Raw genomic sequence first — 26,358 nt, 5'->3', positions numbered from 1 at the left:
GCGTCATCGATAGCCTAACCCGCCCGCAAATGCTGCAACAACGCAAACCCATGCATACCATGTAGCCAGACATGGCCAGCCACAAACCACGCGGCGATCCACGAAGCCCCGACCACCAGCAGATCGCAGTGCCCGCTATTCCACCAGTTAAGCGAGTGACGGCCTGCAATCCATGGCACGCCAAGCGGGTTAGGCCAATCCGCGAGCAAATGCATCAAGCCGCCGCAAGCAAAGCCAAACGCAATTGCCGCAAACGGATGCGGTAGCCCAAGCCAACGATACGACAACACCAGCAACACGACCCACCCAATGCCCCAATGCGTGACGGTGCGGTGAGTGATCCACAGGCGCCGCTTGCGCGACCACCATGCCACTTCCATCCAGTCGGGCGCCGTACCGCCGGCCACGGCGGCGATAAAACTCGACAACACCCACAGATGAAACGGGCCGCCCGCGCCACTGCGCGCGACGATAGCCGCGGCGATAACACCGGCCGCGAAGCCGGTAGCGTGATGTGCTTTGTTCGATGCCATCGGAAGTGCGCGGCGCCACGTGCGCCGTCTGATTACGAATACGAAGGGCCGTCATATTCGCAGATGCCCGCGCAAAAAGACAGCGCCGCGCGTGCAGTGCAGGCGCGGCGCGAGAGACTCACTCACATTCGTCAAGCGGCAAGCGCCGCGCAAAGCGCAGACGCGATGCCCGCTGCTTAGGTCGCGCAGCGCGCGATATCGAAGCGCATTTCCGGTTCCGGCGGATCGTCCGGCGAGTTGGCCGGCCGCATCACCTTGATGACGGACCCGGCACTGGCAGGCGTAAGTGTAACGAAGTACGAAGTGTTGGAATCCGATCCAACGGCCAGTTCGGTCGCCCCGCCCACGGACGATGCCCGTACGCGCGAAAGACGGCTCTCCAGGCATTCTGTAATGTCGGAGGTGGTGCGTTGCGACGTCACGAACACCAGCGGTTGCGACGCATCGCGCGTGGGGCCGGACGAACCGCAGGCCGCAAGCGTGAGTGCAGTGGGAACGAGTAACAGAAGAAGTTTTTTCATGATCGGATCGTCGGCGCTCCCGGTCGGGCGCGGGAACTGGGCCATGGGCGGAGAACGTGGTGCTCCGCGACGAAGCCGCCGGTCAACCGCGGCGAGCGCCCGATGAGGCCTGCAGCGTGGAAGGCGGCTGCATCGAGTATACCTGCGTATGCATGACGGTTCGACACTTGTGCATTTCGCGCGCCCATAAAAAAACGCACGCGTGATCGTGTCACGCGTGCGTTGTTCAGCAGTCTCAACAGACCGGATCGTTCGATCCGGTCCGCAGCTTCATTAGAAGCGGTGACGCAGACCGACGGTCGCTGCGACCTGGTTGCCGGTCGACGACGGCGACAGCGTGTTGATCATAGCCACGTTTGCGCTGCCATCGCCCAACGAGCCCGACGCATGCTGGTACACACCTTCCAGGTAGAAGTCGGTGCGCTTGCTGAGCGAGTAGTCAGCCTGCAGCGAAACGGTTTGCCACTTCGGATCGCCATCGCTCGTGCCGCCCGTCGCATGGCCGTTCGTGAACGTGTACGCCGCGTTCAGGCTCAGCGCCGGAGTCAGAGCGTACTTGCCGTTGACTTCATAGTTGTCGAGGTGCAGGTTCGTACCCGTCGGCACCGTGAAGCCCACGCCGTTCTGGTCGCCGGCGATCAGGTTGTCGTCCTGTGTGTGCGTGTACAGCAGACCAACCGTAGCCGGACCGAACGAGTAATTCGCGCCCACGCCATACGTGCGCTGCGTTGCTGCCGTCAGGTTGGCATCGTTGCCTGCGCCTGCCGACACTGCACCGCCCGAGTTCGAGCTGCCCAGTGAGTTGTTCATCTGCAGGTAGGCAGCTGCAACATTCAACGGGCCGTTGGTGTACGAAGCGCCGGCGCTATATGCGCGGTTGTTCGCGAACTGGCCAGCGTCGTTGCTGAAGCCGTACAAGCCGCCGAAGTGGAAACCGGCGTAGTTCGCGCTCTGGTACTTGACTGCGTTCTTGATCGAGAACGAGTTGTCGAGGTTGTCGTTGTCGAACGGGTGGGCGGCGAGGTTGTTGCCGTAGCCCGAACCTGCTTCCGACAGCGGACCGAGGTAGTCGACCACGGAGTCATATTGACGGCCGAGGGTCAGCGTACCGTACTGGTCGCTTTGCAGACCGACGAAAGCTTGACGGTTGAACAACGTGTTGCTTTCGTTGAACTGGCCGTTGTTAATGTTGAAGCCGTCTTCCAACGTGAAGATGGCATGCAGGCCGCCGCCGAGGTCTTCGCTGCCGCGCAGGCCGAAGTACGTATCCGACACCGTGCCGCTACCTTGTTGCCAGTTGTTGTGGCCACCCTGGTTGTTCGTGTAGACCACACCGGCATCCAGCGTGCCGTACAACGTGACGCTGCTTTGTGCGTGGGCGTTGATGGCGAACGCGCCCATGATGCCCGCGATGATGAGGGTTTTTTTCATGCTTTTTAACTCCGAGACAGTCCGTAGAGAATCGCGATATAGGGCTTAATGCCGACGCCGCCGGCCGCCTAGTGATTCGCAGCGAAGTGTATTCCGTCTAATCCATTGATTTACGTTGTATGGCGCAACAATGCTTTTCCGAATCAGGAATGGCGCGTTTGATCAGACGTAAGTGCAAGTAAATAAAGTGAATTTCTGTTTGATTTATTGGGCGTCACGATGTTGTCAACTGTTTTGATGTTGCACATGCGCGACGCCCGTCCCTGGCGGCTCAGCGCCTTACGGACTGTTGGCCGAACGACAGGATTCCGATTCTTAAGTTTCGCGAAAGAGATTATTCCATTTGTTGTTGCGATTACGCCGGGTTACTCGATTTACAATTAAGCGCACCCTTTGACCGAGGGTGTCTTTTTCATCTGTTTATACGCGGCCTTCGGGCCGCGTTTTTTTATTCCGTATTGAATTCGATTATAAGTTCCTGGTAATTTCGAAAAACATTTTTCTATAAATGGAAAGAATCAGCCACCTTGGCTGAAAGGCGTAGGCCGTCCTTGGCGGTCGCGCGGACAGGTAGAATCGAACCCTGAGCCTTGTGCTGATGAACCTGTTCCAAACCTGAGCGACCCTGCAATGACCGACAAGTCCCTTCCTTCGCCCGACACCGCTGCCGATTCCGCGACGGAAGACCTCCCCGAAGTGCCCGAGATTCAGCGCGAAGCGCGTTTGTGGCGCGATGACGGGTGGACGGCGCGCGTCATCAAGAACGAAGACGACGACGGCTGGGCGGTGGAAATGATCAAGGACGGCGAGGCGGAGCCTGCGCTGGTCGGACCATGGACGATGGGACGTGACAAGAAGAACCCGAAGCCGCTCGATACGGGTGCTTTCAATACGTTGGTGAAGACGGCGTCGGAGGTATTGCGCCGCCATGAGCAGCAGCTGCACGCCATGCTGCACAAACGGGTCACAGTGGATTCGCCGTCGGGCGACGGGGAACTGGCGGTCACGCTCGACATCGTGCCGAGCGAAGATGATCCCTACGCGTTGTTGACCGCGTTCGACGCTTTTGGCGAGCAGCTCGCGCAGGTGAAAGTGGCGCCTAACTTCAAGCTAGGCAAAGCAAACGCGACCGCGTGGGTGGCAGACGGCTTTCGGCGTCCGGGCTGAGTCCGCGCCAAACCGGGGTGAGATCTCCGGGCGCGGCGCTCGCACCCGTTCTCAATTCCGCTTGCAGAAAATTGCCGTAACGTGCGGGGCGACGTGATGCACGATTGCCGCCGTGCTGCCGGCCTGCGTGACCGCCTCCTGCACGCTCGAATCGCTGCCCCACACCACGGCGCCGTAAGCTGAATTGGCAAGCGGCTCGCCGTCGCCGGTACGGAACATCGGATCGTCCTTCTCGAAGCCGACCACCGCGAACACGTGAAAGCCGAAGGCGGTCAGGTCGGCGCCTTTAGCCGGCTTGAATGCATTGATCGAATTGCTTTCGACGCGCATCGGCGTTGCCTCGATCAGTTGCTGCTGGGCGAGGTCCGAGATGAACTGATGTCCAGATTCGTTGCAGGCAAGCGACGCGTCGAGCGCCGTGGCGGCGTGGCCGGCAAGCGGCAGGGCTGTCGCAGACAAGACGAGCAGGGCGGTCGAAAAAACGTGCTTCATGGCCTTCGGGGTAGCGTGGTCGAAATGGCAAATTCGCCGCACGGCAAGGCTGGAAGGGCCGCCGCGCGGGGTTGCGCATCTGGATTACACGGCGTTACAGGCGCAACTGGATTCGCACTTTACCAACGTTCGGGGATTCGTGCTGAAGTCCGCTCCTGTCAACGGTTAGAGGGATTTTTGTTGCGGAGAAGAGCAAGATTTCCTGTAACCGTATATATTTCCGGGTTATGAATTCGCGACCAATATCCCTAAAAAACGTTCCGGTCCCAAAAACGTGGGACGCGAGGCTTGCCCGCCGGCTCGTGACGCCGCTTGTGAACACGTTTGTCACCCCTAATCACCTGACCACCCTGCGCCTCCTGATTGGCGTCGCGGGCGCGCTGGGCTTGGCCCGTGGCGGGTTTGTATGGGCCAATGCAGGCGCACTGCTGATCGTGCTGTCGAATTTCGTCGACCACACGGACGGCGAGCTCGCGCGCATCAGCGGCAAGTCGAGTCGGATCGGTCATTTTTACGACCTGGCGTGCGACGCGCTCGTGACGGTCCTGCTGTTCGTTGGCTTGGGCCTTGGCATTGGCCCGGTGCACGAAGTCGGCCGGGTCCTGCCGGGCGGGTTCCTTGGAGGACTGGCCGGAGTGGCGGTCGCCGTGATTTTCTTCCTGCGTATGCGGATTGAAGACATGGAAGGAAAATCGGGCACCAAACAGGCATCGGTGGCCGGTTTCGAGACCGAAGACGTGCTGTACCTGCTGCCACTCGTCACGCTGACGGGCATTATCACGCCGTTCGTGGTGGCTGCTTCGATCGGCGCGCCGCTTTTTGCCATCTGGGTGATCGTCGACTATCGCCGCGCGCTGCGTCGCAATGCACGCCCCGTGGCCGAGACCAGTCAGATGCAGGTTAGTCAATGAGTACGCAGGCCGAAGAGCACGTGGTCAGCCAGGCTTCGTTCCAGCAGGTATCCGGCGCACCAGCACCCGCGGCCGCTCCCGAGGCGGATCGCGCAGTCGCCTGCCGTACACGCCAGTTCGACACGGCCGGTCTGCGCAAGGACTTCGCCGATCAGGGCGCCTTCCTCTACATGGAAGACTTCCTGGCGCCCGAGGTGACGGCGCAACTGGTGCATAGCGCCCGCGCGTTGCTCGACGAGGTGAACCGCAATTACCTGCCGGGGCACAAGCAGGGCGGCAGTGTCAGCCGTCACACGATCGACCGTCTCGCGCCGTTCATTGCCGAGCTGTATCGCTCGAAAGAGCTGATCGGCTGGCTGGAGCAGTTGAGTGGCGACAAGCTGATGGTTTCGCCGGCGGACGATCCGCACGCCTATGCGCTGTACTACTACATGCGGCCGGGCGATCATATTGGCTGGCACTACGACACCTCTTACTACGATGGCCGTCGCTATACGCTGCTGCTTGGCGTGATCGACGAGTCGTCGTGCCGTCTCGATTACGAACTGCATACGCGCAACCCGGACGTGCCGGACGTGCCCGGCTCGGTGCAGATTCCGCCGGGCGGCCTGGTGTTTTTCGACGGCGACAAGCTGCGCCACCGCATCACGCCGGCTGGAGCCAACGAATTCCGCGTCTCGCTGACGTTCGAATACGTTACCGATCCGAACATGCGCCCGTGGCGGCGTTTCATCTCGAACATGAAAGACGCGATCGCCTACTTCGGCTTCCGCCAGGTGTTCCGTCAGATGGTCAAAGGCAAAGGGGCCGGCGCATGACTCGCGCGGCCGTGATCCTGCTGACGATCGGCGTGGCGCTGTTCGTCGCGCTGCTCGCCTGGCAGGGCCTTGGTTCCGTTACGTCGACGCTGATGGTGGCGGGTTGGGGCCTGGCGCTGGTGGCCGCATTCCATCTCGTGCCGCTGGTGCTCGATTCGGCGGCGATCGCCGTGCTGTTCGACCGCCGGCGCGACGGCGTAAGCGCGCTCGATGCGCTGCTGGCGCGCTGGACCGGCGAGTCGGTCAACAGCCTGTTGCCGGCCGGACAGATTGGCGGCCCTGTGGTGATCGTGCGGCAACTGTCGCAACGCGGCATGCGCATGCGCGATGCGGCCGCCGCGATCACGGTCAGCACCACGCTGCAGGCGCTCGCGCAAATCGTTTTTGCCGTGCTCGGCCTGCTGCTGTTCGGCGCCTACGCGGCGCAAGGCGCGCTGCACGATCTGCGCACCGCAACTTTTATTGCCACCGCTATACTCGCCGGAATGATTGCGCTGTTCTTCTTCGCCCAGCGGCGCGGCCTGTTTGGACGGCTTTTGCGAGTGGTGTCGAAGGTGTTCGGCAAGCGCGACTGGTCGTCGCTCACGATGCGCGCTGACGCCGTCGATGGTGCCGTGCAGGCGCTCTATCGCGACCGCGCCCGCGTGTTGGCGAGTTTTGCGCTGAGCCTGGTAGGCTGGATCGTCGGCACCGTGGAAGTGTGGCTTGCGCTGCGCTTCCTCGGTCATCCGGTAGGCTGGATCGATGCGTTGCTGCTCGAAAGCCTGGGTCAGGCAATTCGCGGCGCTGCGTTTGCGATTCCCGGTTCGCTTGGCGTGCAGGAGGGCGGTTATCTGCTGCTCGCGCCGCTCGTCGGCTTGCCGCCGGAGGCGGCGCTGGCGCTGTCGCTTGCCAAGCGCGCCCGTGAGCTCCTGCTTGGCTTGCCGGGCCTGTTGTACTTGCATTTCAGTGAAAGAAACTGGCAGCGTCGGCGCGCGACGCAGGTGCCGGCTGTCGACAAATCTTACTTTTAGGAAGGGACCGCGCATGCGTGCCATTATTCTCGCTGCGGGCCTTGGCCTGCGTCTCCAGCTTCCGCCTGGTGAACAGTTCCCGAAGTGTCTGCTGCAGTTCGACGGCGTGAGCCTGCTCGAGCGGCATCTGCAGATGCTCGAAACCGCTGGCGTGACCGACGTCGTGCTGGCGCTCGGTTTCCAGCCGGAACTGGTCGCGGCAGAGCTGAAGCGCATCAACTGGCCGCACCCGGTCGAGACGGTGATCAATCCGCGTTTCGACCTCGGCAGCGTGCTGACGGTGCACACCGTAGCGGACGCATTGACGCGCGGCGGCGACGTCTTGCTGATGGACGCCGACGTGCTGTATGACGAGCGCATCCTGAATGCCCTGGTGGCGGGCGAGACGGCAAACCGGCTGCTGATCGACCGTGATTTCGAAGCGGGCGACGAGCCCGTCAAGCTGTGTCTGAAAGACGGCGTGCCGGTCGAGTTGCGCAAGCAGCTCGCGGTGAACCTCGAATACGACATGATTGGCGAGTCGGTCGGTTTCTTCCGTTTCCGCGAGCAAACCGCGCAGCGCTTTGCGCAGATCGTGGCGGGCTACATCGACAGCGGCCGCTCGAATCTGCCACACGAAGAGGCCGTGCGCGATCTGCTGCTCGAGGGCAGCCAGGTGTTCGATACTGCTGACGTGACCGGCGCGCCGTGGATCGAGATCGACTTCCCGAATGACGTCGTGCGTGCCCGCACCGAGATCCTGCCGCAATTGCAGCCGCTGGTCACGGCGCCGCGTTAAGGTCCGCTTCCCGCTTTTCTATGCGATGTGAGTGTGCCGGCTGATGCCGGCACATTTCTTTTCTGCACGCTTCGTTGCATCCTCAACCATCTCGCGCAGATTCCGCGTGGATCCCGCGCGAGGTCATCACAGCATGGTGTGCTGTGTAAATCACCTTCCTTAACAACATCTGTTGCCGGGGCAATGCGATAATTGCGCCTTTACGCCGACGGTTTCGTCAGCCGTCGTCTCGCCAATGCCTCTCGCCCTGGGTGCATTCATCGTCCCGTTGATCGTCGCATGTGCGATGTTCATGGAAAACGTGGACGGCACAGTCATCGTGACGTCGCTCCCCGTCCTCGCGCGCGACCTCGGCCAAAGTCCCATTACCCTTAAGCTTGCCATCACGAGTTACGTGATCGGCCTCGGGGTCTTTATTCCCATCTGCGGTTGGGTGGCCGACCGCTTCGGCTCACGCACGGTGTTTCGCACCGCAATCGGCATCTTCATGACCGGCTCGCTGATGTGCGCTGCATCGAGTTCGCTCGGCACGTTTGTGTTTGCGCGCTTCGTGCAGGGTCTTGGCGGTGCGTTGATGGTGCCGGTCGGACGCATCATTATTTTCCGCTCGCTGCCGAAGTCGGAGTTCATCCGGGCCATGAACTACCTGACGGTGCCCGCGTTGCTCGGCCCCGTGCTTGGACCGCCGCTCGGCGGCTTCATCACCACGTATCTGCATTGGCGCCTGATCTTTTTCATCAACATTCCGATCGGCGTGCTCGGCATCTGGCTCACGAACAAGCACATCGCCAATGTCCACGAGGCGCATCCGGGAAGGCTTGACTGGTTTGGTTTCGTATTGTCGGCGGCCGGCGCTTCGCTGTTTATGCTGGGCGCGTCGCTGGTGGGCGGCGAACTGGTGTCGAACAGTCTGTCGCTCGGTATGTGCGTGGCCGGCGCCGCGTTGCTGCTCGTGTACTGGTTGTACGCGAGCCGCGTTGAACTGCCGGTGCTCGATCTGCGTCTGCTGCGCATTCCGAGCTTCCATGCAAGCGTGCTGGGTGGCTCGCTGTTTCGCATTGGTCTTGGCGCGGTGCCGTTTCTGCTGCCATTAGCGTTGCAGGAAGGGCTTGGCATGACGGCCTTCGTGTCAGGTTCAATTACCTGTGCTTCAGCGTTCGGCGCGTTCTTCATGAAGGCGGCCGCCTCGCGGGTGCTGGAGCGCTTCGGATTTCGCCAGGTGCTGATGGTCAATGCGGGCCTGGCGGGCCTGGCGATCGCGGTCTACGGACTGTTTTTCCCCGGCATGCCGCATTGGGCGATCTGGTGCATCGTGCTGTTCGGCGGCTTCTTCCCGTCGCTGCAGTTCACCTCGCTGAATACGCTGGCTTATGCGGATATCCCTGCCCGCGACATCGGCCGTGCCACTAGCGTGGCGAGCGTGATCCAGCAGATCTCGCTTGGGCTCGGCGTGACGATCGGCGGTATCGTGCTGGAGATTTCGCACCATCTGCAGGGTCATCCGGCGATTGTGTGGTCGGACTTCTGGCCGGCGTTTCTGGTGGTGGGTTTGTTCTCGGTGGGTTCGATTCCTGTCACAGCGCGTCTGCCGCAGGGTAGTGGCGATGAGATCGCAAAGGGTAGCCGGGGCCGCGCCTAAGCGTGCAAAGTTAGGACTACAGGTTTTGCCTTCGCAAACGTTGGTGAGCGTGCTATAAGCCCAAGGCAGAGGTTTTGTTTAGTCAGGGAATGGTCAAGGAGGACAGTCAATGTCAGTAGGCAAAGTAAAGTTGTCTGCTTGCGCATTTGCGTTAGCAGCATTCCTTACCGTATCGAGCGGGTTCCTCGAAGCGGTGTCGGCGTACGCGAAGACTTCGGATCAGCAACCCGCAGTTCTCGATGCTTCGGCCGTTGCCGTGGCCGACAAGTTTAGCGCCGATGCCGCCGAGCAGATCTTCAAGGAAGGCGGCAATGCCGTCGACGCCGCCGTGGCGATTGCCTTTACGCTTGCCGTGACGTATCCGGAAGCTGGCAACATTGGCGGTGGTGGCTTTATGACGCTGTATGTCAACGGCAAACCGTACTTTCTCGACTATCGCGAGAAGGCGCCGCTTGCGGCCACACGCAATATGTATCTCGACGACAAGGGCGAGGTCGTCAAAGGCATGAGCCTGTTCGGTTATCGCGCGGTGGGTGTGCCGGGCACGGTCGAAGGCATGTGGGAAGCGCAGCGCCGTTTCGGCAAGCTGAAGTGGAAGCAGGTGCTGGCTCCGGCCATCAAGTACGCTACAGACGGCTTCGAAGTGAGCGAACAGTTGCAGCAGCGTCGTGACGATGCCGCTAAAGACTTTGCAGGCAAGACCAACTTCGATACCTACTTTGGTAATCTCAAGCAGGGCGTCAACTTCAAGCAGGCGGACCTTGCCGCTGTGCTGACGCGTATTGCCAATCAGGGTGCCAAAGACTTCTACGATGGCAAGACCGCCGACCTGATCGCCACATCCATGCGCGGCCATGGCTTGATCACGAAGCAGGACCTGCAGCAATACAAGGCCATCTGGCGTGAGCCGGTTCAGGCTGACTGGAATGGCTATCACGTGATCACCGCGCCGCCGCCGAGCTCAGGCGGTGTCGGTCTCGTGCAATTGCTAAAGATGAAGGCGGATATCGCACCTGACTTCAAGGACGTGCCGCTCAACTCGGCGCAGTATGTGCACCTGATTGCGGAAATCGAAAAGCGTGTATTTGCCGACCGTGCCCAGTACATGGGCGACCCTGATTTCTACAAGGTGCCGGTGGCGCAGTTGATCGACGATGCGTACCTTGCCAAACGCGCCGCCGACGTCAACCCCACGACTCCATCGGACACAAAGAGTGTGCAGCCAGGACTCGGCACCTCGATGCCGGAGAAGGCCGAGACCACGCATTTCTCGGTGATCGACAAGTGGGGTAACGCGGTATCGAACACCTATACGCTCAATGGCTATTTCGGCTCGGGCGTCGTGGTGGACGGCACAGGGATCGTGCTCAACGATGAAATGGACGACTTCTCCGCCAAGCCGGGGGTGGCGAACCAGTTTGGCGTGGTGGGCAGCGACGCGAATGCGATCGCGCCGAAGAAGCGTCCGCTTTCGTCGATGACGCCGACTATCCTGACGAAGGACGGCAAGGTGTCGCTGGTGATCGGCACGCCGGGTGGCTCGCGCATCTTCACGTCGATCTTCCAGGTGATCAACAACGTCTACGACTTCAACATGCCGTTGCCCGACGCAGTCGCCGCGATGCGCTTTCATCACCAGTTGTTGCCGCCTAACACGATCTTCTGGGAGCCGTACAAGCCGATTACCGGCGATCTCGCGCAGCAGATCGAGGCAAAGGGTTACGTGTTGAAAGGCCAGGATTTCAGCGGCGATATCCAGGTCATCAAGGTCAATGGCGATACGCCGGAGCCGGCTGCCGATCCACGTGGCCGCGGTGTGACGCGAGTGGTTCAGTGAGCGTTTGAAATGGCGGCGGCGGGCGCGCATTCAGCACTGCACCGCCGCCATGCAGTGCAGCACGAGACGGCTCGAGCAGTGACGCGCGATGCGCTTACAACTCCGTAAACCGCCCGAGAAAGCGTGCCCAGGCGGCCTTATCGGCCTCCGAGAGGGCTGAGTTCGACGTGACGCCGAATGCCTCTTCGCGGGCTTTGACGCAGGCGTCGATAAATTGCTGCAGGGCGTCGCGATCGGCAAACACCAGTTCGCGTCGCGATGCGGCAATTTCAACGCGCGCTGGCGTTTTCGTCACACGCGGCACGCCGGAGTCGTCGTAGTCGGCGGTGTTCCGCGTGACTCGCACCTGATAGTTGCTTGTCACATCGCTCTCCTGTGTCGGCGTTGGCGCTAAAGCACCTGCGCCGATCCCATGCAGTTTGAATGCGCTCGAGGGTCGGTTCCCTCAGTATAGAAAATCGCCGTGACACTGGTGCGTTTCTTCGCATCAATCTCAACTCGTCTGTTCGACCGGCGTCAGCGTCAGCTCGAGCCGCTGCGCGCCGCGCAACACCGTCATATCGACCGGACGGTCGATGCGCGACGCATCCAGCACCCGTTGCAGGCTATCGACCCCGTCGACGGGCAGTGCATCGATCGCGACGATCGTGTCGTCCGTGCGCAGTCCACCGAGCGCGGCCGGGCTCGCCTTGACGATTTCCATCACCCGCACGCCGGTCTCCGAGTTCAATCCAAAGTAGCGCTGTACACGCCGCGACAGTGGCGTCGTGGTGCCCGCTACGCCGATATACGCACGGCGCACGCGGCCATGCGCGAAGATCTGCATGATGACCCACTTGGCGGTGTCGATTGCAGTGGCAAAGCAGATAGCCTGTGCACCGGGGATGATGGCCGTGTTCACGCCGATCACCTGGCCCGCCGAGTTGATCAACGGACCACCCGAATTGCCGGGATTCAAGGCCGCGTCGGTCTGAATCACGTCGTAGATCATGCGGCCCGAGTTTGAGCGCAGCGAGCGGCCGAGGGCGGACACCACGCCGGTCGTGACGGTCTGCTGGAGGCCGAGCGGGTTGCCAACCGCGATCGCAATCTGACCGACCCGCAGCCGCCCGGATTCGCCGAGTTCGACGTGCGGCAATGGTTCGGCCGAGCCGATCCGCAGCACGGCGAGGTCGCTGCCGGGGTCGTCGCCGACCAGATCGGCGTCGAACTGGCTGCCGTCCGCGAGGGTCACGCGGATCTGCGCGGCACCGTGCACGACATGACTATTGGTCAGCAAGTAGCCGTCAGGTGTGAACAGAAATCCCGAGCCGGTGCCGCCGCGCGTGCCGCGGCCACCGGGGTTGACGGGGGTTCGGTGTTCGACGGAAATGAAGACGACTGCCTGCTGGACGCGCTCCAGCGCGCCGATCACGGTGCGCGAGTAGGCGTCGAGCAGGGCGTCGTCGGATAGCGCGGACGGGCCAGTGGACCCGCCAGGCGCAACGGGCTCAGACGCCGCGCGCGACAGGTCGTCGATAAAACGGGGACGGCTTCCCATGGTGAAGCTCCGGACAAGGCGGGAGCGTAACTGCAGGGCTGTCTGCCGGTTTTCAAGGCACGGCAAAGGGCGTGAGAAACTGGCCGTAGGCGAATTTAAAGGTGGCCAAAACTGGTTATCATGGTTCGCATACGACGGTTCGCGCGCAGATCGGTGTCCGGATGAGCGGAAATCATCCGTGGCGGCCCTTCAGGCGCTACGCATGTCGCCCCAGTAATAACAGTGACACCTCGGTACTCGATAATCGGGCGGTTGCCGCAGCGGTTCGCGCGGTGCGCCTACCTATTCCCCGTTTCAGGAGAGTCGCGATGAAAGAGCAGGATCCCAGCGCCGATACGGCATCGATGGCAGAACGGCAGCGCCGTTTTGAAGAGGATCTCATCGACGCGTACGACGAAGAGCTCGAGATGGAGGTAGACGACCGCATCGGCGACGGCGAAGCAGGCTTCTCACCCGAGCATCGCGAGGCGCGTAAGCATTACTTCCGCGAGCTGTTCCGTCTGCAAGGGGAGCTGGTCAAACTGCAGGACTGGATCGTCGCGACGGGGCACCGTCTGGTAGTGATTTTCGAGGGACGCGATGCGGCAGGCAAGGGTGGCGCGATCAAGCGCATCACGCAGCGCCTGAACCCGCGCGTGTGCCGGGTTGCGGCACTACCGGCGCCGAACAATCGCGAGCGCACGCAGTGGTATTTTCAGCGCTATGCAACCCATCTGCCGGCTGGCGGCGAGATGGTGCTGTTTGACCGCAGCTGGTACAACCGGGCGGGTGTCGAGCGCGTGATGAACTTCTGTACCGACGAAGAGTACGAGGAGTTTTTCCGCTCGGTGCCGGAGTTCGAGAAGATGCTGGTGCGCAGCGGCGTGCAGATTATCAAGTACTGGTTTTCGATCACCGACGAAGAGCAGGAAATCCGCTTTCAGACCCGCATCCACGATCCGCTCAAGCAGTGGAAGCTGAGCCCGATGGACCTGGAAAGCCGCCGCCGCTGGGAGGCTTATACGCACGCGAAGGAAGTGATGCTGCAGCGTTCGCATATTCCCGAAGCGCCGTGGTGGGTCGTGCAGGCCGTCGACAAGAAGCGCGCGCGTCTGAACTGCATTCACCATTTGCTGAGTCAGGTGCCGTACCACGAGATCGAGCATCCGACGATCAACCTGCCGGAGCGTGTACACAACAGCGAGTACATCCGTCAACCGGTGCCGGCCAATATGATCGTGCCGGAATTGTATTGAGTTTGAGTGGATCGATGTGACAAAAAAAGCGCGGCTCACGAGCCGCGCTTTTTTATGGCTGACGGGATGGGCGGCCTGTCGTGCCGCCACAACCCCGTCCGCTGAAGCTTCAGAACACGTGCAGGAACACCCAATACAAGCCCGCTGCCAGCGCAATCGAAACCGGCAGCGTCAGCACCCATGCCAACAGCAGGCTGCGCACGGTGCTCCATTGCAGGCCGGAACCGTTGGCTGCCATCGTGCCGGCCACGCCTGACGACAGCACGTGGGTCGTCGACACCGGCAGACCGTAGACGTCAGCCGCTCCAATCGTCAGCATCGCCACCAGTTCCGCCGATGCGCCTTGCCCGTAGGTCAGATGCTGCTTGCCGATTTTTTCGCCGACCGTCACGACAATGCGCTTCCAGCCCACCATCGTCCCCAGGCCGAGCGCGATCGCTACTGCGACCTTGACCCAGGTCGGGATAAATTTGGTGGCGCGATCGATCTGCTTCTTGAAGTTGTCGATCACCTTGTCGTCGTCTGCGGCAAAGTCGGGCTGCTTGGCCTTGTCCATCAGGCGAACCGCTTCGGAGACGACGTACATGTTGTTGCGCACGTTGTCGACGACATCCTGCGGCACTGCTGCCATCGAGCCGGACGTGCCAACCTGCTGGCCAATCTGCGTGGTCAGCTGCTGGAGCGCAGGCAGCGTCTCCGGCGTCAATTTATGCGTCTGCACATACGCTTCGACGTCGGCGCGCGGATGGGCCGACGGCGGTGCGCCATTGGTGTATTTGCCGAACGTCGCGGCCGCCTGTTGCGACACGGCGACGAAGGTTTGCGTTTCCGCAGGCGTCACGGCCTTGTTCAAGGCGTAGGCGGTCGGTACCGTACCGATCAGGATCAGCATGATGAGGCCCATGCCTTTCTGGCCGTCATTCGAACCGTGCGCGAACGAGACGCCCGTGCAGGTCAGGATGAGCAGGCAGCGAATCCAGAACGGCGGCGGCTCGTTGCCCTTCGGTTCGGCATACAGGGCCGGCACACGTACGACCGCTTTCAGGACCATCAGCAGCAATCCCGACAGCAGGAAACCGACGATAGGCGAGAACACCAGCGACTTGCCGACGCCCAACGCCTGGTTCCAGTCCACGCCGCTCGTGCCGCTGGAGCCGTGCATCAACTGGTTCATCAGGCCGACGCCGATGATCGATCCCACCAGCGTGTGCGAGCTCGATGAGGGCAAGCCGAAGAACCACGTCCCGAGGTTCCAGATGATCGCCGCGATCAGCAGTGCGAACACCATCGCGAAACCCGCGCTGCTGCCGACCTGCAGGATCAGTTCGACGGGCAGAAGCTGCAGCACGCCGAAGGCGACTGCGCCGGTCGATGTCAGGACGCCGAGGAAATTCCACGTGCCCGACCAGATCACCGCGAAATTCGGCGCAAGCGAATGGGTATAGATGACGGTAGCGACGGCGTTCGCGGTATCGTGAAAGCCGTTGACGAACTCAAAACCGAGCGCGATCAGCAATGCGACGCCAAGCAACAGGTAAGGCAGAAAGCTGAGCGATTGAACCGACTGCAGATCGCTGACCAGATGGGCGGCACAGTACACCGCACCAATCGCGATCACGATCAGGAAAATGATCATACCAATGTTGCGGTTTCGGCCGCCCGTGGCAGGCGTTTGCGGGTAAGACAGTTCCGGCATGGCGTTGCCCCAAAAAGTAGTCGCGTCAACGTTTCATGCTGGTTTACGAATATGTCGTGTTTATGACAGAGATGTGTCTTTCGGACCCTTTGAAAGCAACGAAAGGGCGTAAGCCTTACCTGGTAAGGCGGCCCCATCGGAAAATCGCATACGGAATTCAACTACTATTTCGATTTGCGACACAAATTCTGGCGCCTGGCGGACGAGCAAGCGTGCCTTTGCAAATCAATTCGTCATACGAAGTAATTTGTCTGTCCATTGAGCGGTTGAATCTTGCGTGCGGTGGCCGGCATCTCTTCGCACTCGTGAGCGGCGAAAGGACCAGCGTGGCGAGCGCGTAAAATGTCACTCCGCTTTGCCGCATCCGATCAGAGACGTCCTTGAAACGAAAAATGCCCGCGCTCAATGCGCTCAAAGCCTTTGAAGTGGCTGGCCGCACCGGCAGCTTCACACGTGCCGCGGAACTGTTGAATGTCACGCAGAGCGCGGTTAGCCGGCAAGTGCGTCAACTGGAAGAGCAACTCGGGGAATCCCTGCTGCAACGCCGCCATCACCATCTTGAGCTGTCGGCGGCGGGGCGCCTGTTGCTGCAAGCGCTGCAGCAATCGTTCGACAAGATCGAACTGACCGTGCGCAGCATTCAGGAAAAGACCCACCTTAACCGTTTGCGTATCAATGCGCCGCCCACCTTTACCAGCCGCTGGCTGATGCCGCGTCTGGGACGCCTGCGCGACGAACATCCGGAGCTCGAACTGAGTCTGTCGACGCGCGTCGAGGACAAGCTTGCCGAATCGGGCGTGCTCGATTGTGCCATCCGTTTCGGTGACGGTGAATGGGAGGGCTTCGACAATCGCTTGCTGATGAGCGAGCGGCATATTGCGGTTTGCTCGCCGGCGCTGCTCGCGCGGCATGCGGGACAACAGGGCATCGACCTGAATCAGTTCACGTTGCTGCACGTGCTGGCGAGCGACGAGCAACGCTATCTGACCTGGCAGCACTGGCTAAAAGCAGCGGGAATTGTCGGCGTCGATACGACCGGCGGCTACGAATTCGATCTGCTCGACCTGGCGATTCGCGCGGCCGTCGACGGTCTTGGCATCACGATCGCCGACCGCCATATGATCGCGCGCGAACTCGCAAACGGCGAACTCGTGCAGGTGCTGAACGTGCACGTCGATGGCCACCAGTCGTACTGGCTGGTGACACGCCCCGAGCAGGACGACTTACCGCAACTGGCCTTGTTTCGCGACTGGCTGCAGCACGAAATGTGGTCTACCGCACGTAATCAGGAGCCGTCGGCATCGTCGCCGGACCGGCTGGCCAGCGGACATTGAGCCGCGATGTGACAACGGCGATCTTTAATGGAGAGCGTCGTCCACGCCGCTTTAGCGGGCTTTAGCCGCCTTGGCTGCCCTGTTCGCTTTGGTCGCCTATGCGTGGTGGCTACCCACCACGCATAGGATTGGGCCAACGGCTTAGGCCTGCGAACAATGCGCTCTCCATAAAATCGCGCTAACCGGCACCTTTCAAGTCGTCCGAGCGGGTTGATTAAGCTCCTGTAAGTTAAGCATTGCGCTTAAAAGCTCGCGTTCTGCGGTGTTCTGCACGTTCAGCCCAAGGCGCCCGCCCTGGATTCGCGCGAATCTCTATACACTGGCTCCGCGGGGACGAATCGCAAGATCGTCTTGAAGAACAAGGTAAGGCCGCGCGACGGGGAACGGCTGGAAGTTCCGTGCGAGCCTACGCCAACAAGAAGAACTGAGAGCAAGCGTATGGGGCAGTCAAGCGAAGAACCAGCAGGAGAATCGCCGGGATTTCCGGGTGCAACACGTCGGCAAAGGGTGAGCGCAACACTGCGCGCCACGCTGCTCGCGTTCGCGGTGACGATGCTCACCTGTATGCTGAGTGGCGCACTCAAAAGCATGGCAGGCGAAATTGCGGCCATCTGGCTTGCGAATGCGCTGTTACTGGGCCAGATGATGGTGGCCGCGCCGGCCCAGCGCTACTGGGTGCTTGCCGGCGGCATAGCAGGCAATATGGCGGCCAATCTGCTTGGCGAGAGCTTTGCGGTATCCCTCTCTTACACGTTTGCCGATACGCTCGAGGTGCTGATTGCCTTTAGCTTTGCGCCACGCGTGACTTCGATCGCCGAACTGCTGCGGCCTAAAGCGCTCGTCAGATTCATCGCCGGCGGCGTGATACTCGCGCCGCTCGTGTCCGGTGTGCTGGCAAGTGTGCTGTTGCGTGGGCAACTGAGCGGCAATCTGCTGCCTGATTTCGCTAACTGGTTCGTTTCGGACGCACTCAGTCTGGCCATCTTTACGCCTGGCGCGCTCGTGCTCTGGAGCGGCGAGGGTGCCCATCTGTTGCGTGGGGAGCGGGGTCTAAAGACCTTGGGGCTGCTCCTGCTGGTTTGCGCGGTAACGACCGGCGTCTTTGCACAAAACCAGTTCCCTTTGCTCTACTGGGCGTTGCTGCCAATCATGCTGCTGGCATTTCAGGCGGATCTCGCTAGCGTCATGGTCGGCCTGATGCTGTGTCTTGCCATTGCGGTGGCGTTCACCATGCACGGCATCGGACCGCTCTGGATGTATCCGTATGCGAACATGGAAGCGCGCATCTTTTCGCTGCAACTGTTTTTGCTGGCTGCGTTAGGCATTGCGCTGCCGATCAGCGCGACTCAAGTTTCGCGCAGCCGTCTGGTAGGGCTGTTGCGCGAAGGCGAGCGGCGCTACCGGATCCTTGCGGAGAACGCGACCGACATCGTTATGAGCGTGACGCTCGATGGCCGTCTAACGTATGTTTCGCCGCGAGCTCAAACGGTTATGCGTCGCGATCCTGACGAGCTGATTGGTGAATACTTTCCCGATCTGGTGATTGCCGACGATCGCGACGCGCTGGCTACGGCTATCGAAAAGCTGGCCGCCGGCGCGAGCGAGGTGTCGCAGGTGAGCCGCTTCAGACGACCCGACGGCCAGATCCTGTGGCTCGAAACCTACCTTCGTCCGGTGATCGATCCGTTTTCCGGGCAGCCTGAAACGCTGACGGCGACGGCTCGTGACATCACCGCACGCAAAGCTGCCGAACAACGTCTTGCCGAAGAACGTCTTGAACTGCAGGGGCTAGCCTATCGCGATGGTTTAACGGGGCTCTTTAACCGCCGGCATTTCGACCGCGAACTGGAGCATCAATGGCGGCACCTCGCGGAGGCCAATGACGCCAGTTTTATGGCAGTCGTGATGATCGATATCGACGCCTATAAGAGTTTTAACGACCACTACGGTCATCAGCGCGGCGACGACTGTCTGCGGACGATCGCGCAGGCGATTGCCCTGTCGGCGCGGCGTCCCTCGGATATCGTGGCCCGCTATGGCGGCGAAGAGTTCGCGCTGGTCCTTAAGGACACCGATCTGCACGGTGCACGGCGGGTCGCCGAGCGTATCCGTCTGGCGGTTGAAGGGCTGCAGGTGCCGCACCTGGCGAGTCCCGCTGGCGTAGTGACCGTGAGCCTGGGTGTCGCAGCACAACAGCCGCGCGAGGGTCGCGACGCGAGTGGTCTGGTGGCGGCAGCAGACCGTGCCTTATACGTTGCCAAACGGCGAGGCCGCAATCAGATCTACGTGTCCGAGAGCGACGACGCAGGTCTCGGTTCGCTTGCCTGATATTTGTCTAAAGAGTTACGTCGGCCAGAACATTCCCAGTGCCGCTAACGCCATCACCGCAGTCGCGATCCATCCCACCCAGCGCAACAGACCGGTCACGATAAACTCGCCCATGATGTCCCGGCGCGCCGACATGAGCATAACCAGCACCATGATGGGTACCGCCGCTAGCCCGTTCACGACGGCGCTCCAGTAAAGCGCGTCGATCGGATCGAAATTGACAAAGGTGAGTATGACGCCGCCGAGAATCGCGATCGCGATCACCGCATAAAACTGCTTGGCGAGGCTAACCTGTAGCGCCAGACTGTTACGCCACTTCATCGTGCCGGCAGCGGCGTAAGCCGCAGATCCCGCCAGCACAGGAAGAGCGAGCAGGCCGGTGCCGATAATGCCGAGGCTGAACAGCAGGAATGCGAATGAACCGGCAATCGGTTTTAAGGCGCTTGCGGCGTCGGCGGAAGTGGTGATCTGGATGTGATGTGCGTGCAAGGTCGTCGCCGCGGCAAGAATGATGAAGAACGCCACGCCATTCGACATCGCCATGCCAATCCACGTATCGAAGGTGATGCGGCTGAGTTGGGACTCTGCCTGCTGCGGCGCGCGCAGCAAGGCCTCTTGCCCCGGTTCGGAGCGAATCTCTTCTACTTCCTGCGAGGCCTGCCAGAAAAACAGATAAGGGCTGATCGTGGTGCCAAGCACGGCAACGACGGTGGTCAGGTAGTGGCCGGAGAACTGAATGTGCGGTTTGACAATGCCTAGGCCAACGGCCTTCCAGTCGACCGGAATGACAAACGCAATCGCAACGTACGCAAGCAATACGAGCGTGAGCCACTTAAGGATGCGGGCATAGCGCTCGTATGGCACAAAGACCTGTAGCAAAAGGGAAAAAGTGCCCAGCAGAACGACGTAAACCGGCACGGGACCGCCGAGCACGAGTTTGGCGGCCGCACCCATTGCCGCGAGGTCGGCGGCGATATTGATCGTATTGGCAATCAGCAGAACCATCACGGCGGCATAAAGGATCTGCGAAGGATAGTGGCGGCGCAGATTGGTGGCGAGTCCGCGGCCGGTAACCCGTCCCATGCGCGCGCTGACCGACTGAATCGCGACCATCAGCGGGAACGTGAGCAGCATGGTCCACAGCAGACCGAAGCCGAATTGTGCGCCGGCCTGCGAGTACGTTGCGATACCGCTCGGGTCGTCGTCGGCCGCGCCCGTCACGAGGCCCGGACCCAGGCGCCTGGTCCACGACCGGCCGGCCTCATCTTCGACCACAAGCTCTGGATCTAATGGTTCAGTGGGCACGTTGGTTCCTTGAAGGTGGCGGCTTGTTCGCAGCTACCCTTTGCTGGGCAGCATTATTCGTGCCACGGGTTTGGGCGGACGAATAGGAATGACTTATGATCAGTTCTATTAATGAAACAGTTGAACGCCCGGCAAGCGGATATTTCTTGAGCGATGCAGCGCCGATAAGTGCAATGCCTTGTCTCGTTGTGCGCGAAACCATAGCGCTTTGTTGTGTGCTCATGGCATAGTGCGACCATCGTCCACACGTAAGGAGGCAGTATGGCCACTCTCGAGCAGATTCAAGCGCGTATGAAAAAACTCCAGGCGCAAGCCGAAGCTTTGCTTGCCAAACGCGCGCAAGCGGCCGTCGACCAGATCCGCGAACTGATGATCAAGCACGGCTTGACGACTGCGGATATCGAAGCCCGTGCCAAGGCGAGGCGTGAAGCTAAAGCAGCGGGGCGCCGTCTTTCCAATGGCGTTGCGAAGACTGCCGCCGGCGCCAAGGGCAAGCTCCCACCGAAGTATCGTGATCCTAAAACCGGCGCAACGTGGAGCGGTCACGCACGGCCGCCCGCCTGGATCAAGGACGTGAAGGACCGTACCCGTTTCCTCATTGACGGCGCAGCTGAGATCGCATTGAACGGCAGCGGCGCTAGCAAAGCGACGACTGCGGCAAAGAAGGTATCGGCGAAAAAAGCGGCCGCAAAGAAAGCGCCCGGCAAGCGAGCCGCCGCGAAGAAGACCGTAGCTAAGAAAGCCGTGACCGCGAAAGCCCCGGCGAAAAAATCCGCCGCGAAGAAGAAAGCAAGCGTGAAAAAGCCGGTGGCAAAGAAAGCGTCACGGGGTCGGCCGGCAGCTAAAAAGGCTGCGTCGAGCGCGGTCGCTGCGTAACAACGTCTGTTGATACGTTCAACAGTTCGTGCCTGAAAACGACATTGGCCCGCCAAGGCGGGCCAATGTTCTGCGGGAACGCGAGTTCCGGCTGCTTACAGCGGCGTGATGTTAGCCGCTTGCTTGCCCTTCGGGCCTTGCTTCACTTCGAAGCTGACCTTCTGGTTTTCCTGCAGCGATTTGAAGCCACTTCCCTGGACTTCAGAAAAATGCGCGAACAGGTCTTCGCCGCCGCCGTCCGGCGTAATGAAACCAAAGCCCTTTGCATCGTTAAACCACTTCACTGTACCTGTTGCCATTTTCCTGAGTTTTCCAAAAAAGACGTGTTGTGTTGGCGTCGTGCCATCAAGGTTGACGGAGCGCGACGCGTCTTTGTACCACAGTAAAATGACAATCCACAACCAGGGAGGCTACGGTTTACCGGAACTTTCTCGCCTTGGCGCGACACCGCGCAGCGTGACGGCCTCTGTCTCCGAGCGCAAACTCTCGACCCGTGCTGCCAGGGCGGCCGCGCTGGCCCGTGAAGGAAACGGGTCGAAGGCGTAGCCACGACGTGCCCAGGAATCGAGCCCGCCCTTGAGCGCGCGAATCCGCGTAAACCCTTTACGGCGCATATGCAACCTGATACGCATGGCTGTGTCCTCGTCCTGACACACGCAATACACCACGCGGTGCTTTCCCGGTAAAGCCTCTTCGATGTCGGCCGCCGAAGTCGCGTCGAGCCGCCGGGCGCCCGGAATGCGATGGGTATCGTCCTGCACCGCGGACGCCGGCCGTGCGTCCAGAATGATCGGCGGCGACTCCGAATGCAGGGTTGCCTCAAACTGTTCCTGGGTAATCCGAACCTGCTTGAGCCAGCGTCTAAAGCGCCAGCGCTGGATGCAGCGAAGCACGAAGTAGAGGAGCGACGCCGCCAGCACCAGATCGATCACTGTGGTGCCATGTGCCCTGACTGCGAGCACGAACAGACCCAACTGCTTCTGGAACAGGGCGCCGCCGAGCAGCCAGAACGTTGCCCATATCACAGCGCCTAGCAGATCCCATGCGGCGAATATCTTTGGGTCGACACGCGTTGTTCCCATCAACGGCGGGGTGGCGAGGGCAAGACCCGGAATGAATTTGGACACCGACACAATCGGCGCGCCAAAGCGCTCAAACAGGGAACGCGTAGTCCGCACGCGTGCACCGGCAGACATCGATAGCCGCGAGAGCGCGTTAATCAGCCGCTGGCCATACAGGCGTCCCGCCGTGAACCAGATACCATCGCCGAGCAACGCACCGAGCACCGCTGCCGGCAATACGTACCAGAACGACAGGGCACCGCTTGCGATCGCGGTACCGGCGAAGAGCAGGACGGGCACCGCGGGCAGAGGCACGCCGAGACGGGTCAGAAACACGTTTAGAAAGACGACCGCGCCACCCCACGTCGAAATCTCCGATTGCGGAAACTCTATCAATTGCGCGGCTCCTGAAGTCACGGCTGAGGGCGCAGCAGCAGCGTCGCTGCATCCGCGTTCGTCGAATGTTGTAGGCGCAAGCCGGATGCCCGGGCAGGCGTCAACACGCTTTTATTTTACGTTTGAATCGATCAGCGTCACGCGCACGCCTTCGCATCCGGCGTCGCTGGAGACTTCAAGTTCGCGCCATGGACCTTTCGGTCCTTCGACGGCGATCAGCGGATCGATTTGCCGGTCGGGGCGTAGCACATTGAACGGCCACGATGGGCGCCGTAACCGCTCATGGACCAGCGAGCCTAGCCAGATCTGCGCGGAGGGTCCACCGCTTTTGCGTTGCACAGCATACGTGGTGGGCCAGAAGCGTAAGACGTCGCGTTCGTCGCGCGCTTCGCGGGCACGGGTAAAGACGAGTGTCGAGGGCTCGCCGTTGTTGAGCTTTGGCAAAACGGGTAACGCGGTCGCCTCGGGGTCGGGGGCCACCAGCGAGAGGATGGAGCGCACCGAGAGTTGCGTGCCTTCCACCCAGCCGCGGTCGGCCAGTTGCGATTCGATCTGCTCGCGGTTGGCCGACCACTGCACGGTGATCGGCTCGCGCCGGTCGCCTGTCATGTCAGAGCGGTAGCAGGCAAAGGTTTTCCAGAGCGTGTCGGTCCATTGCGCTTCGGTGACGACCTCGAGAGGAGGGTGCTGTTCGCTGGGCGGTGCGGTGCTCAAACGGTGAAGTCCTATCTGGGGTGCCGCGCTGGCGCAGATCACGAGCAACATCACAGCGGGCATAAACTCGCGCGGAGTGGGCATGTCAGGGTTGCGCCACACGGCGGTCAATGCAACGACGGCGACCCAGATCGCCGCGAACGCCGCCCCGCCCACCGCATCGGAAAACGCGAAGCGCCCGACGTAGAGCCCTGCGAATGCTACCGCCACGACGATCGCTGCGCTGACCGTCGTGACGAGGATCCCTTGGATTTTGCCGACGCGACGTGACAGCAGGAAGGCGAGAAAACCGTAGACGATCGCGCTTGCCGCCACGTGATTGCTAGGGAAGGCATACGCTTCGAAGCCGGTGGAAACGGGCGACACCTGCCGCACCGTCAACTGGATGGCGAAGATCAGCAATTGCGAAAAGGCGACTGCCGCCAACCAGTAGGCGACGGCGAGCCAACGCCGTTCGTATGTCATCCAGACGATAACGGTCGCGACAACGGCGCCCAGCGTAGGGAGGCTGCCTAGCGTGGCGAGGCCTGATATTAGCGAGTCGGCCCAGGGAGAATGGATCGATTGCAGGAATCGATACACCGACATGTCGATCTGAACCAGCGGGGCGCCATTGGACACGCCTTGAAACACGCCGAAGAATATCCCAGCGAACAACAGCACCAGTACGGAGATGATGGCGACGATACCCATCGCCGGCCTCTGGGGGTCCAGCACCTGCACCAGAAAAGTTGCTGCACGTCCGTTGTGACAACGGGCCCATGCGACCAGCTCGCGACGCGATGCGTTGGCCCATGCCCGCGCGCGCAAGACGATGTGGCGCATGGCCTGAAAGCTCAACCACCCGATGGCGGCGAGAATCGCGATGACGGCCACCAGACGAAACGAGACGGCGCCGGCCAGTTGCAGGGATGCGCCGAACACGACCCCCGGCAGAATATGCGCGGGTGCCCACAATACGGCAGACAGCGCGTTCATCGCGTAGAAGCGCGTTGGGCTCATTCCCAACATGCCTGCGACGACTGGCACGATGGCGCGCACCGGTGCGATGAAACGGGCAAACACCACGCTGCGTGCGCCGTGCTGCGTGAAATACTGGTGGCCGGTCTGCAGGATCTGCGGATGCGTGCGGAACGGCCAGAGTTGGACGAGGGTATTGCGGTAGCGGTGGCCGATCCAATAACTAAGACCGTCGCCGGCGATGGCGCCGACGAACGCGCAGGCGAACAGCCAGCCGAGGTTGAGCGCACCTGTGCCGACTAGCGCTCCGGCCAGAAACATGGCCGTGCTACCGGGGACGAAGGTGCCGATGACCGCGACCGACTCCAGAAACGCCGCCAGGAACACCACCGCCAACGTCCATCCCGCGTGGCCGCCGAGCAGGTGCAACAGGTGAACATACGCTTGCTCCATCTACCTCTCCGGCGGTCCGGCACTATGACGAATGAATGCGAACGGGAAAACGTGTCATATCAGAATATAACCTCAGCAGATGTCATGCCGCACCGAAGCATGCGGTCGACAAACAATGTGACGGCCTTGGACTGCGGGAGTGTGCGCTGGCGGGACGGTCCGTTGACGTCTTGCGAACTTGACCTATAACGGAGGTGCGGTGCGGGCATTCTCTGCGTCTGGGACCGGCATCCACCACTTCAGACGCCCGTTTGTTGCACTGCATTGTCGCTTCCGGCAATGAGGAGGGCGACAGGCGTCGTTAGTCGGGTAGCGGGCCACGGTGACATGCTGCGAGCCCGCTTGAGGATGCAAGGAGTGTCGAGATGAAAACACTTATCGTGTTGCCGTTGGCTGGCGCAGGGCTGCTGCTGGCGGCCAGCGTAGCAAACGGGCAGGAGATTCGCCCGGACATGCAGGCGCGAGGGCGCGCGATCCTGGAGCAGAACGCGAACGAGACCGCGCAAGATGCGACAGACATGCCCTATAGCGAAACGGGGCAGCCCGGCACGCCGCAGGCGCGCGCTATAACTAACTCATCATATGGAGGCAGTGTCGATTCCGACGGACAGTCGGGCGGCCCGCGATGCGTCACCGGTCCGCAATGCAACATTTTCCGCGGCCGATGACGTCCAGACCTGCCATAGCCGAACGAAGAAATCGCAGCCCGCAGCGACGCTTATTAATATGGATAACTGATAAATAATTTTCTTATCTATGTTTCATATGTCCAGGCGTGTTGACACTAAATCATTCTTCATCTTGGCGAAACGGCGTTTACGTGCTGGGAAGATTAACTTTGTCCTGCAGGTCCTTGTTTAGCAGGCCAACGTAAGAACGTCCTTCTCGCGTTAGGCCTGCTCAATGGCTCTAACCCTGGAGGGCACAAATGAAACACTTCGAAAAGGCAATAGCGGCGGCGGTTTTGCTGACCGTCAGCGCGGCTAGCTGGGCATCCCCCGGACTGACACCGCAGCAATGCAACGACTATCCGTTCACGCGCCTCAAAACCGAGGTGACGCATAAGCAATTGATGAACGAGTTATCGGAGCTTGAAGCGGTCGGCTATGACCCGAGCGCTAACGACAACTACTATCCGTCCGATCTCATGGCCGCCCAGAAGAAGCTGAACGCGGAATATCGACGGGATTGCACGGCTTCGAATGGTGTACCGACCGCGCAATACTCGGCGACGCCATAGTGACCCGCAGCGCATGACCGTGTCCGGCAATAGCCGGGAAGCTTGTTTTGACCGATGTTGTCGCAGTCGTACGACACTTG

24 protein-coding genes are annotated in these 26,358 nt (G+C 61.0%); 13 read left to right on the top strand and 11 right to left on the bottom strand.

Going from position 1 to position 26,358, the window contains the following annotated elements:
* Window positions 1-14: 14 nt before the first annotated feature.
* From P3T20_RS03955 to P3T20_RS03945, 3 genes are all read right to left on the bottom strand, one after another.
* Entirely contained in the window at window positions 15-533 is a 519-nt protein-coding gene (locus P3T20_RS03955) for a metal-dependent hydrolase (RefSeq protein ID WP_429286119.1), read from the bottom strand.
* Window positions 534-709: 176 nt separating this feature from the next.
* A complete protein-coding gene (locus tag P3T20_RS03950) occupies window positions 710-1,054 on the bottom strand; it encodes a sugar ABC transporter ATPase (RefSeq protein WP_429286118.1) in 345 nt (114 codons plus the stop codon).
* A gap of 273 nt (window positions 1,055-1,327) precedes the next feature.
* Entirely contained in the window at window positions 1,328-2,485 is a 1,158-nt protein-coding gene (locus P3T20_RS03945) for a porin (RefSeq protein WP_429286117.1), read from the bottom strand.
* 630 nt (window positions 2,486-3,115) lie between these two features.
* Here P3T20_RS03945 and P3T20_RS03940 point away from each other — a divergent pair.
* Window positions 3,116-3,652, top strand: coding sequence for a hypothetical protein (locus tag P3T20_RS03940; RefSeq protein ID WP_429286116.1), 537 nt, complete (start codon window positions 3,116-3,118; stop codon window positions 3,650-3,652).
* Window positions 3,653-3,703: 51 nt separating this feature from the next.
* Here the strand turns inward: P3T20_RS03940 and P3T20_RS03935 are convergent, their stop codons facing one another.
* Window positions 3,704-4,144, bottom strand: a complete 441-nt coding sequence (locus P3T20_RS03935) for a hypothetical protein (RefSeq protein ID WP_429286115.1) — start codon at window positions 4,142-4,144, stop codon at window positions 3,704-3,706.
* A gap of 227 nt (window positions 4,145-4,371) precedes the next feature.
* Here P3T20_RS03935 and P3T20_RS03930 point away from each other — a divergent pair, with 227 nt between their 5' ends.
* The 6 genes from P3T20_RS03930 (at window position 4,372) to ggt (ending at window position 11,140) form a co-directional block, all read left to right on the top strand.
* Window positions 4,372-5,055, top strand: coding sequence for a CDP-alcohol phosphatidyltransferase family protein (locus P3T20_RS03930; protein ID WP_429286114.1), 684 nt, complete (start codon window positions 4,372-4,374; stop codon window positions 5,053-5,055).
* Window positions 5,052-5,873 (top strand): HalD/BesD family halogenase, encoded by an 822-nt coding sequence (locus P3T20_RS03925; protein ID WP_429286113.1) that lies wholly within the window; start codon window positions 5,052-5,054, stop codon window positions 5,871-5,873. The genes P3T20_RS03930 and P3T20_RS03925 overlap by 4 nt, the downstream gene beginning before the upstream one ends.
* Window positions 5,870-6,886, top strand: coding sequence for a flippase-like domain-containing protein (locus P3T20_RS03920; RefSeq protein WP_429286112.1), 1,017 nt, complete (start codon window positions 5,870-5,872; stop codon window positions 6,884-6,886). Before P3T20_RS03925 ends, P3T20_RS03920 begins: the two co-directional genes overlap by 4 nt.
* A gap of 13 nt (window positions 6,887-6,899) precedes the next feature.
* Complete coding sequence (locus P3T20_RS03915) at window positions 6,900-7,664, top strand: NTP transferase domain-containing protein (protein WP_429286111.1); 765 nt, start codon at window positions 6,900-6,902, stop codon at window positions 7,662-7,664.
* A gap of 235 nt (window positions 7,665-7,899) precedes the next feature.
* Window positions 7,900-9,303, top strand: coding sequence for an MFS transporter (locus P3T20_RS03910; protein WP_429286110.1), 1,404 nt, complete (start codon window positions 7,900-7,902; stop codon window positions 9,301-9,303).
* Between the two features lie 109 nt (window positions 9,304-9,412).
* Window positions 9,413-11,140 (top strand): gamma-glutamyltransferase, encoded by a 1,728-nt coding sequence (ggt, locus tag P3T20_RS03905; RefSeq protein ID WP_429286109.1) that lies wholly within the window; start codon window positions 9,413-9,415, stop codon window positions 11,138-11,140.
* Between the two features lie 94 nt (window positions 11,141-11,234).
* Here the strand turns inward: ggt and P3T20_RS03900 are convergent, their stop codons facing one another.
* Window positions 11,235-11,504, bottom strand: coding sequence for a hypothetical protein (locus tag P3T20_RS03900; protein WP_074266331.1), 270 nt, complete (start codon window positions 11,502-11,504; stop codon window positions 11,235-11,237).
* 129 nt (window positions 11,505-11,633) lie between these two features.
* Window positions 11,634-12,680 carry a S1C family serine protease gene (locus tag P3T20_RS03895; RefSeq protein ID WP_429286108.1) on the bottom strand — a complete coding sequence of 349 codons (1,047 nt, stop codon included), beginning with the start codon at window positions 12,678-12,680 and terminating at the stop codon, window positions 11,634-11,636.
* Between the two features lie 308 nt (window positions 12,681-12,988).
* Here P3T20_RS03895 and ppk2 point away from each other — a divergent pair, with 308 nt between their 5' ends.
* A complete protein-coding gene (gene ppk2, locus P3T20_RS03890; protein WP_074266329.1) occupies window positions 12,989-13,915 on the top strand; it encodes a polyphosphate kinase 2 in 927 nt (308 codons plus the stop codon).
* Between the two features lie 109 nt (window positions 13,916-14,024).
* Here ppk2 and P3T20_RS03885 read toward each other — a convergent pair whose 3' ends face one another.
* Window positions 14,025-15,611: an inorganic phosphate transporter gene (locus P3T20_RS03885; protein WP_074266328.1), complete on the bottom strand. Its 1,587-nt coding sequence runs from the start codon at window positions 15,609-15,611 to the stop codon at window positions 14,025-14,027.
* A gap of 392 nt (window positions 15,612-16,003) precedes the next feature.
* Between P3T20_RS03885 and P3T20_RS03880 the strand changes: the two genes are divergently transcribed.
* Both P3T20_RS03880 and P3T20_RS03875 read left to right on the top strand, forming a co-directional pair.
* Entirely contained in the window at window positions 16,004-16,945 is a 942-nt protein-coding gene (locus tag P3T20_RS03880; RefSeq protein ID WP_429286199.1) for a LysR substrate-binding domain-containing protein, read from the top strand.
* Window positions 16,946-17,452: 507 nt separating this feature from the next.
* Window positions 17,453-19,273 (top strand): diguanylate cyclase domain-containing protein, encoded by a 1,821-nt coding sequence (locus P3T20_RS03875; protein ID WP_429286107.1) that lies wholly within the window; start codon window positions 17,453-17,455, stop codon window positions 19,271-19,273.
* A 15-nt stretch (window positions 19,274-19,288) separates the two neighbouring features.
* Here the strand turns inward: P3T20_RS03875 and P3T20_RS03870 are convergent, their stop codons facing one another.
* Window positions 19,289-20,578 (bottom strand): Nramp family divalent metal transporter, encoded by a 1,290-nt coding sequence (locus P3T20_RS03870; RefSeq protein WP_429286106.1) that lies wholly within the window; start codon window positions 20,576-20,578, stop codon window positions 19,289-19,291.
* A gap of 261 nt (window positions 20,579-20,839) precedes the next feature.
* On the opposite strand from P3T20_RS03870, the gene P3T20_RS03865 reads away from it, so the two are divergent.
* Window positions 20,840-21,454, top strand: a complete 615-nt coding sequence (locus P3T20_RS03865; RefSeq protein WP_429286105.1) for an H-NS family nucleoid-associated regulatory protein — start codon at window positions 20,840-20,842, stop codon at window positions 21,452-21,454.
* Window positions 21,455-21,549: 95 nt separating this feature from the next.
* Here P3T20_RS03865 and P3T20_RS03860 read toward each other — a convergent pair whose 3' ends face one another.
* From P3T20_RS03860 to P3T20_RS03850, 3 genes are all read right to left on the bottom strand, one after another.
* Window positions 21,550-21,753: a cold-shock protein gene (locus tag P3T20_RS03860; RefSeq protein ID WP_074266324.1), complete on the bottom strand. Its 204-nt coding sequence runs from the start codon at window positions 21,751-21,753 to the stop codon at window positions 21,550-21,552.
* A 111-nt stretch (window positions 21,754-21,864) separates the two neighbouring features.
* A complete protein-coding gene (locus tag P3T20_RS03855; protein WP_429286104.1) occupies window positions 21,865-22,911 on the bottom strand; it encodes a VTT domain-containing protein in 1,047 nt (348 codons plus the stop codon).
* A gap of 111 nt (window positions 22,912-23,022) precedes the next feature.
* Window positions 23,023-25,038, bottom strand: coding sequence for a VTT domain-containing protein (locus P3T20_RS03850; protein WP_429286103.1), 2,016 nt, complete (start codon window positions 25,036-25,038; stop codon window positions 23,023-23,025).
* A gap of 365 nt (window positions 25,039-25,403) precedes the next feature.
* Here P3T20_RS03850 and P3T20_RS03845 point away from each other — a divergent pair, with 365 nt between their 5' ends.
* Complete coding sequence (locus P3T20_RS03845) at window positions 25,404-25,706, top strand: hypothetical protein (protein WP_074266321.1); 303 nt, start codon at window positions 25,404-25,406, stop codon at window positions 25,704-25,706.
* A gap of 260 nt (window positions 25,707-25,966) precedes the next feature.
* Entirely contained in the window at window positions 25,967-26,278 is a 312-nt protein-coding gene (locus tag P3T20_RS03840) for a DUF4148 domain-containing protein (protein ID WP_074266320.1), read from the top strand.
* The last annotated feature ends 80 nt before the right edge of the window (window positions 26,279-26,358 follow it).

Source organism: Paraburkholderia sp. GAS206C (assembly GCF_050435645.1).
In the GTDB taxonomy this organism is placed as follows: Bacteria; Pseudomonadota; Gammaproteobacteria; order Burkholderiales; family Burkholderiaceae; genus Paraburkholderia; species Paraburkholderia phenazinium_B.
Note: the sequence above shows the minus strand (reverse complement) of the source record. Positions and strands in the feature narration are given on the sequence as shown.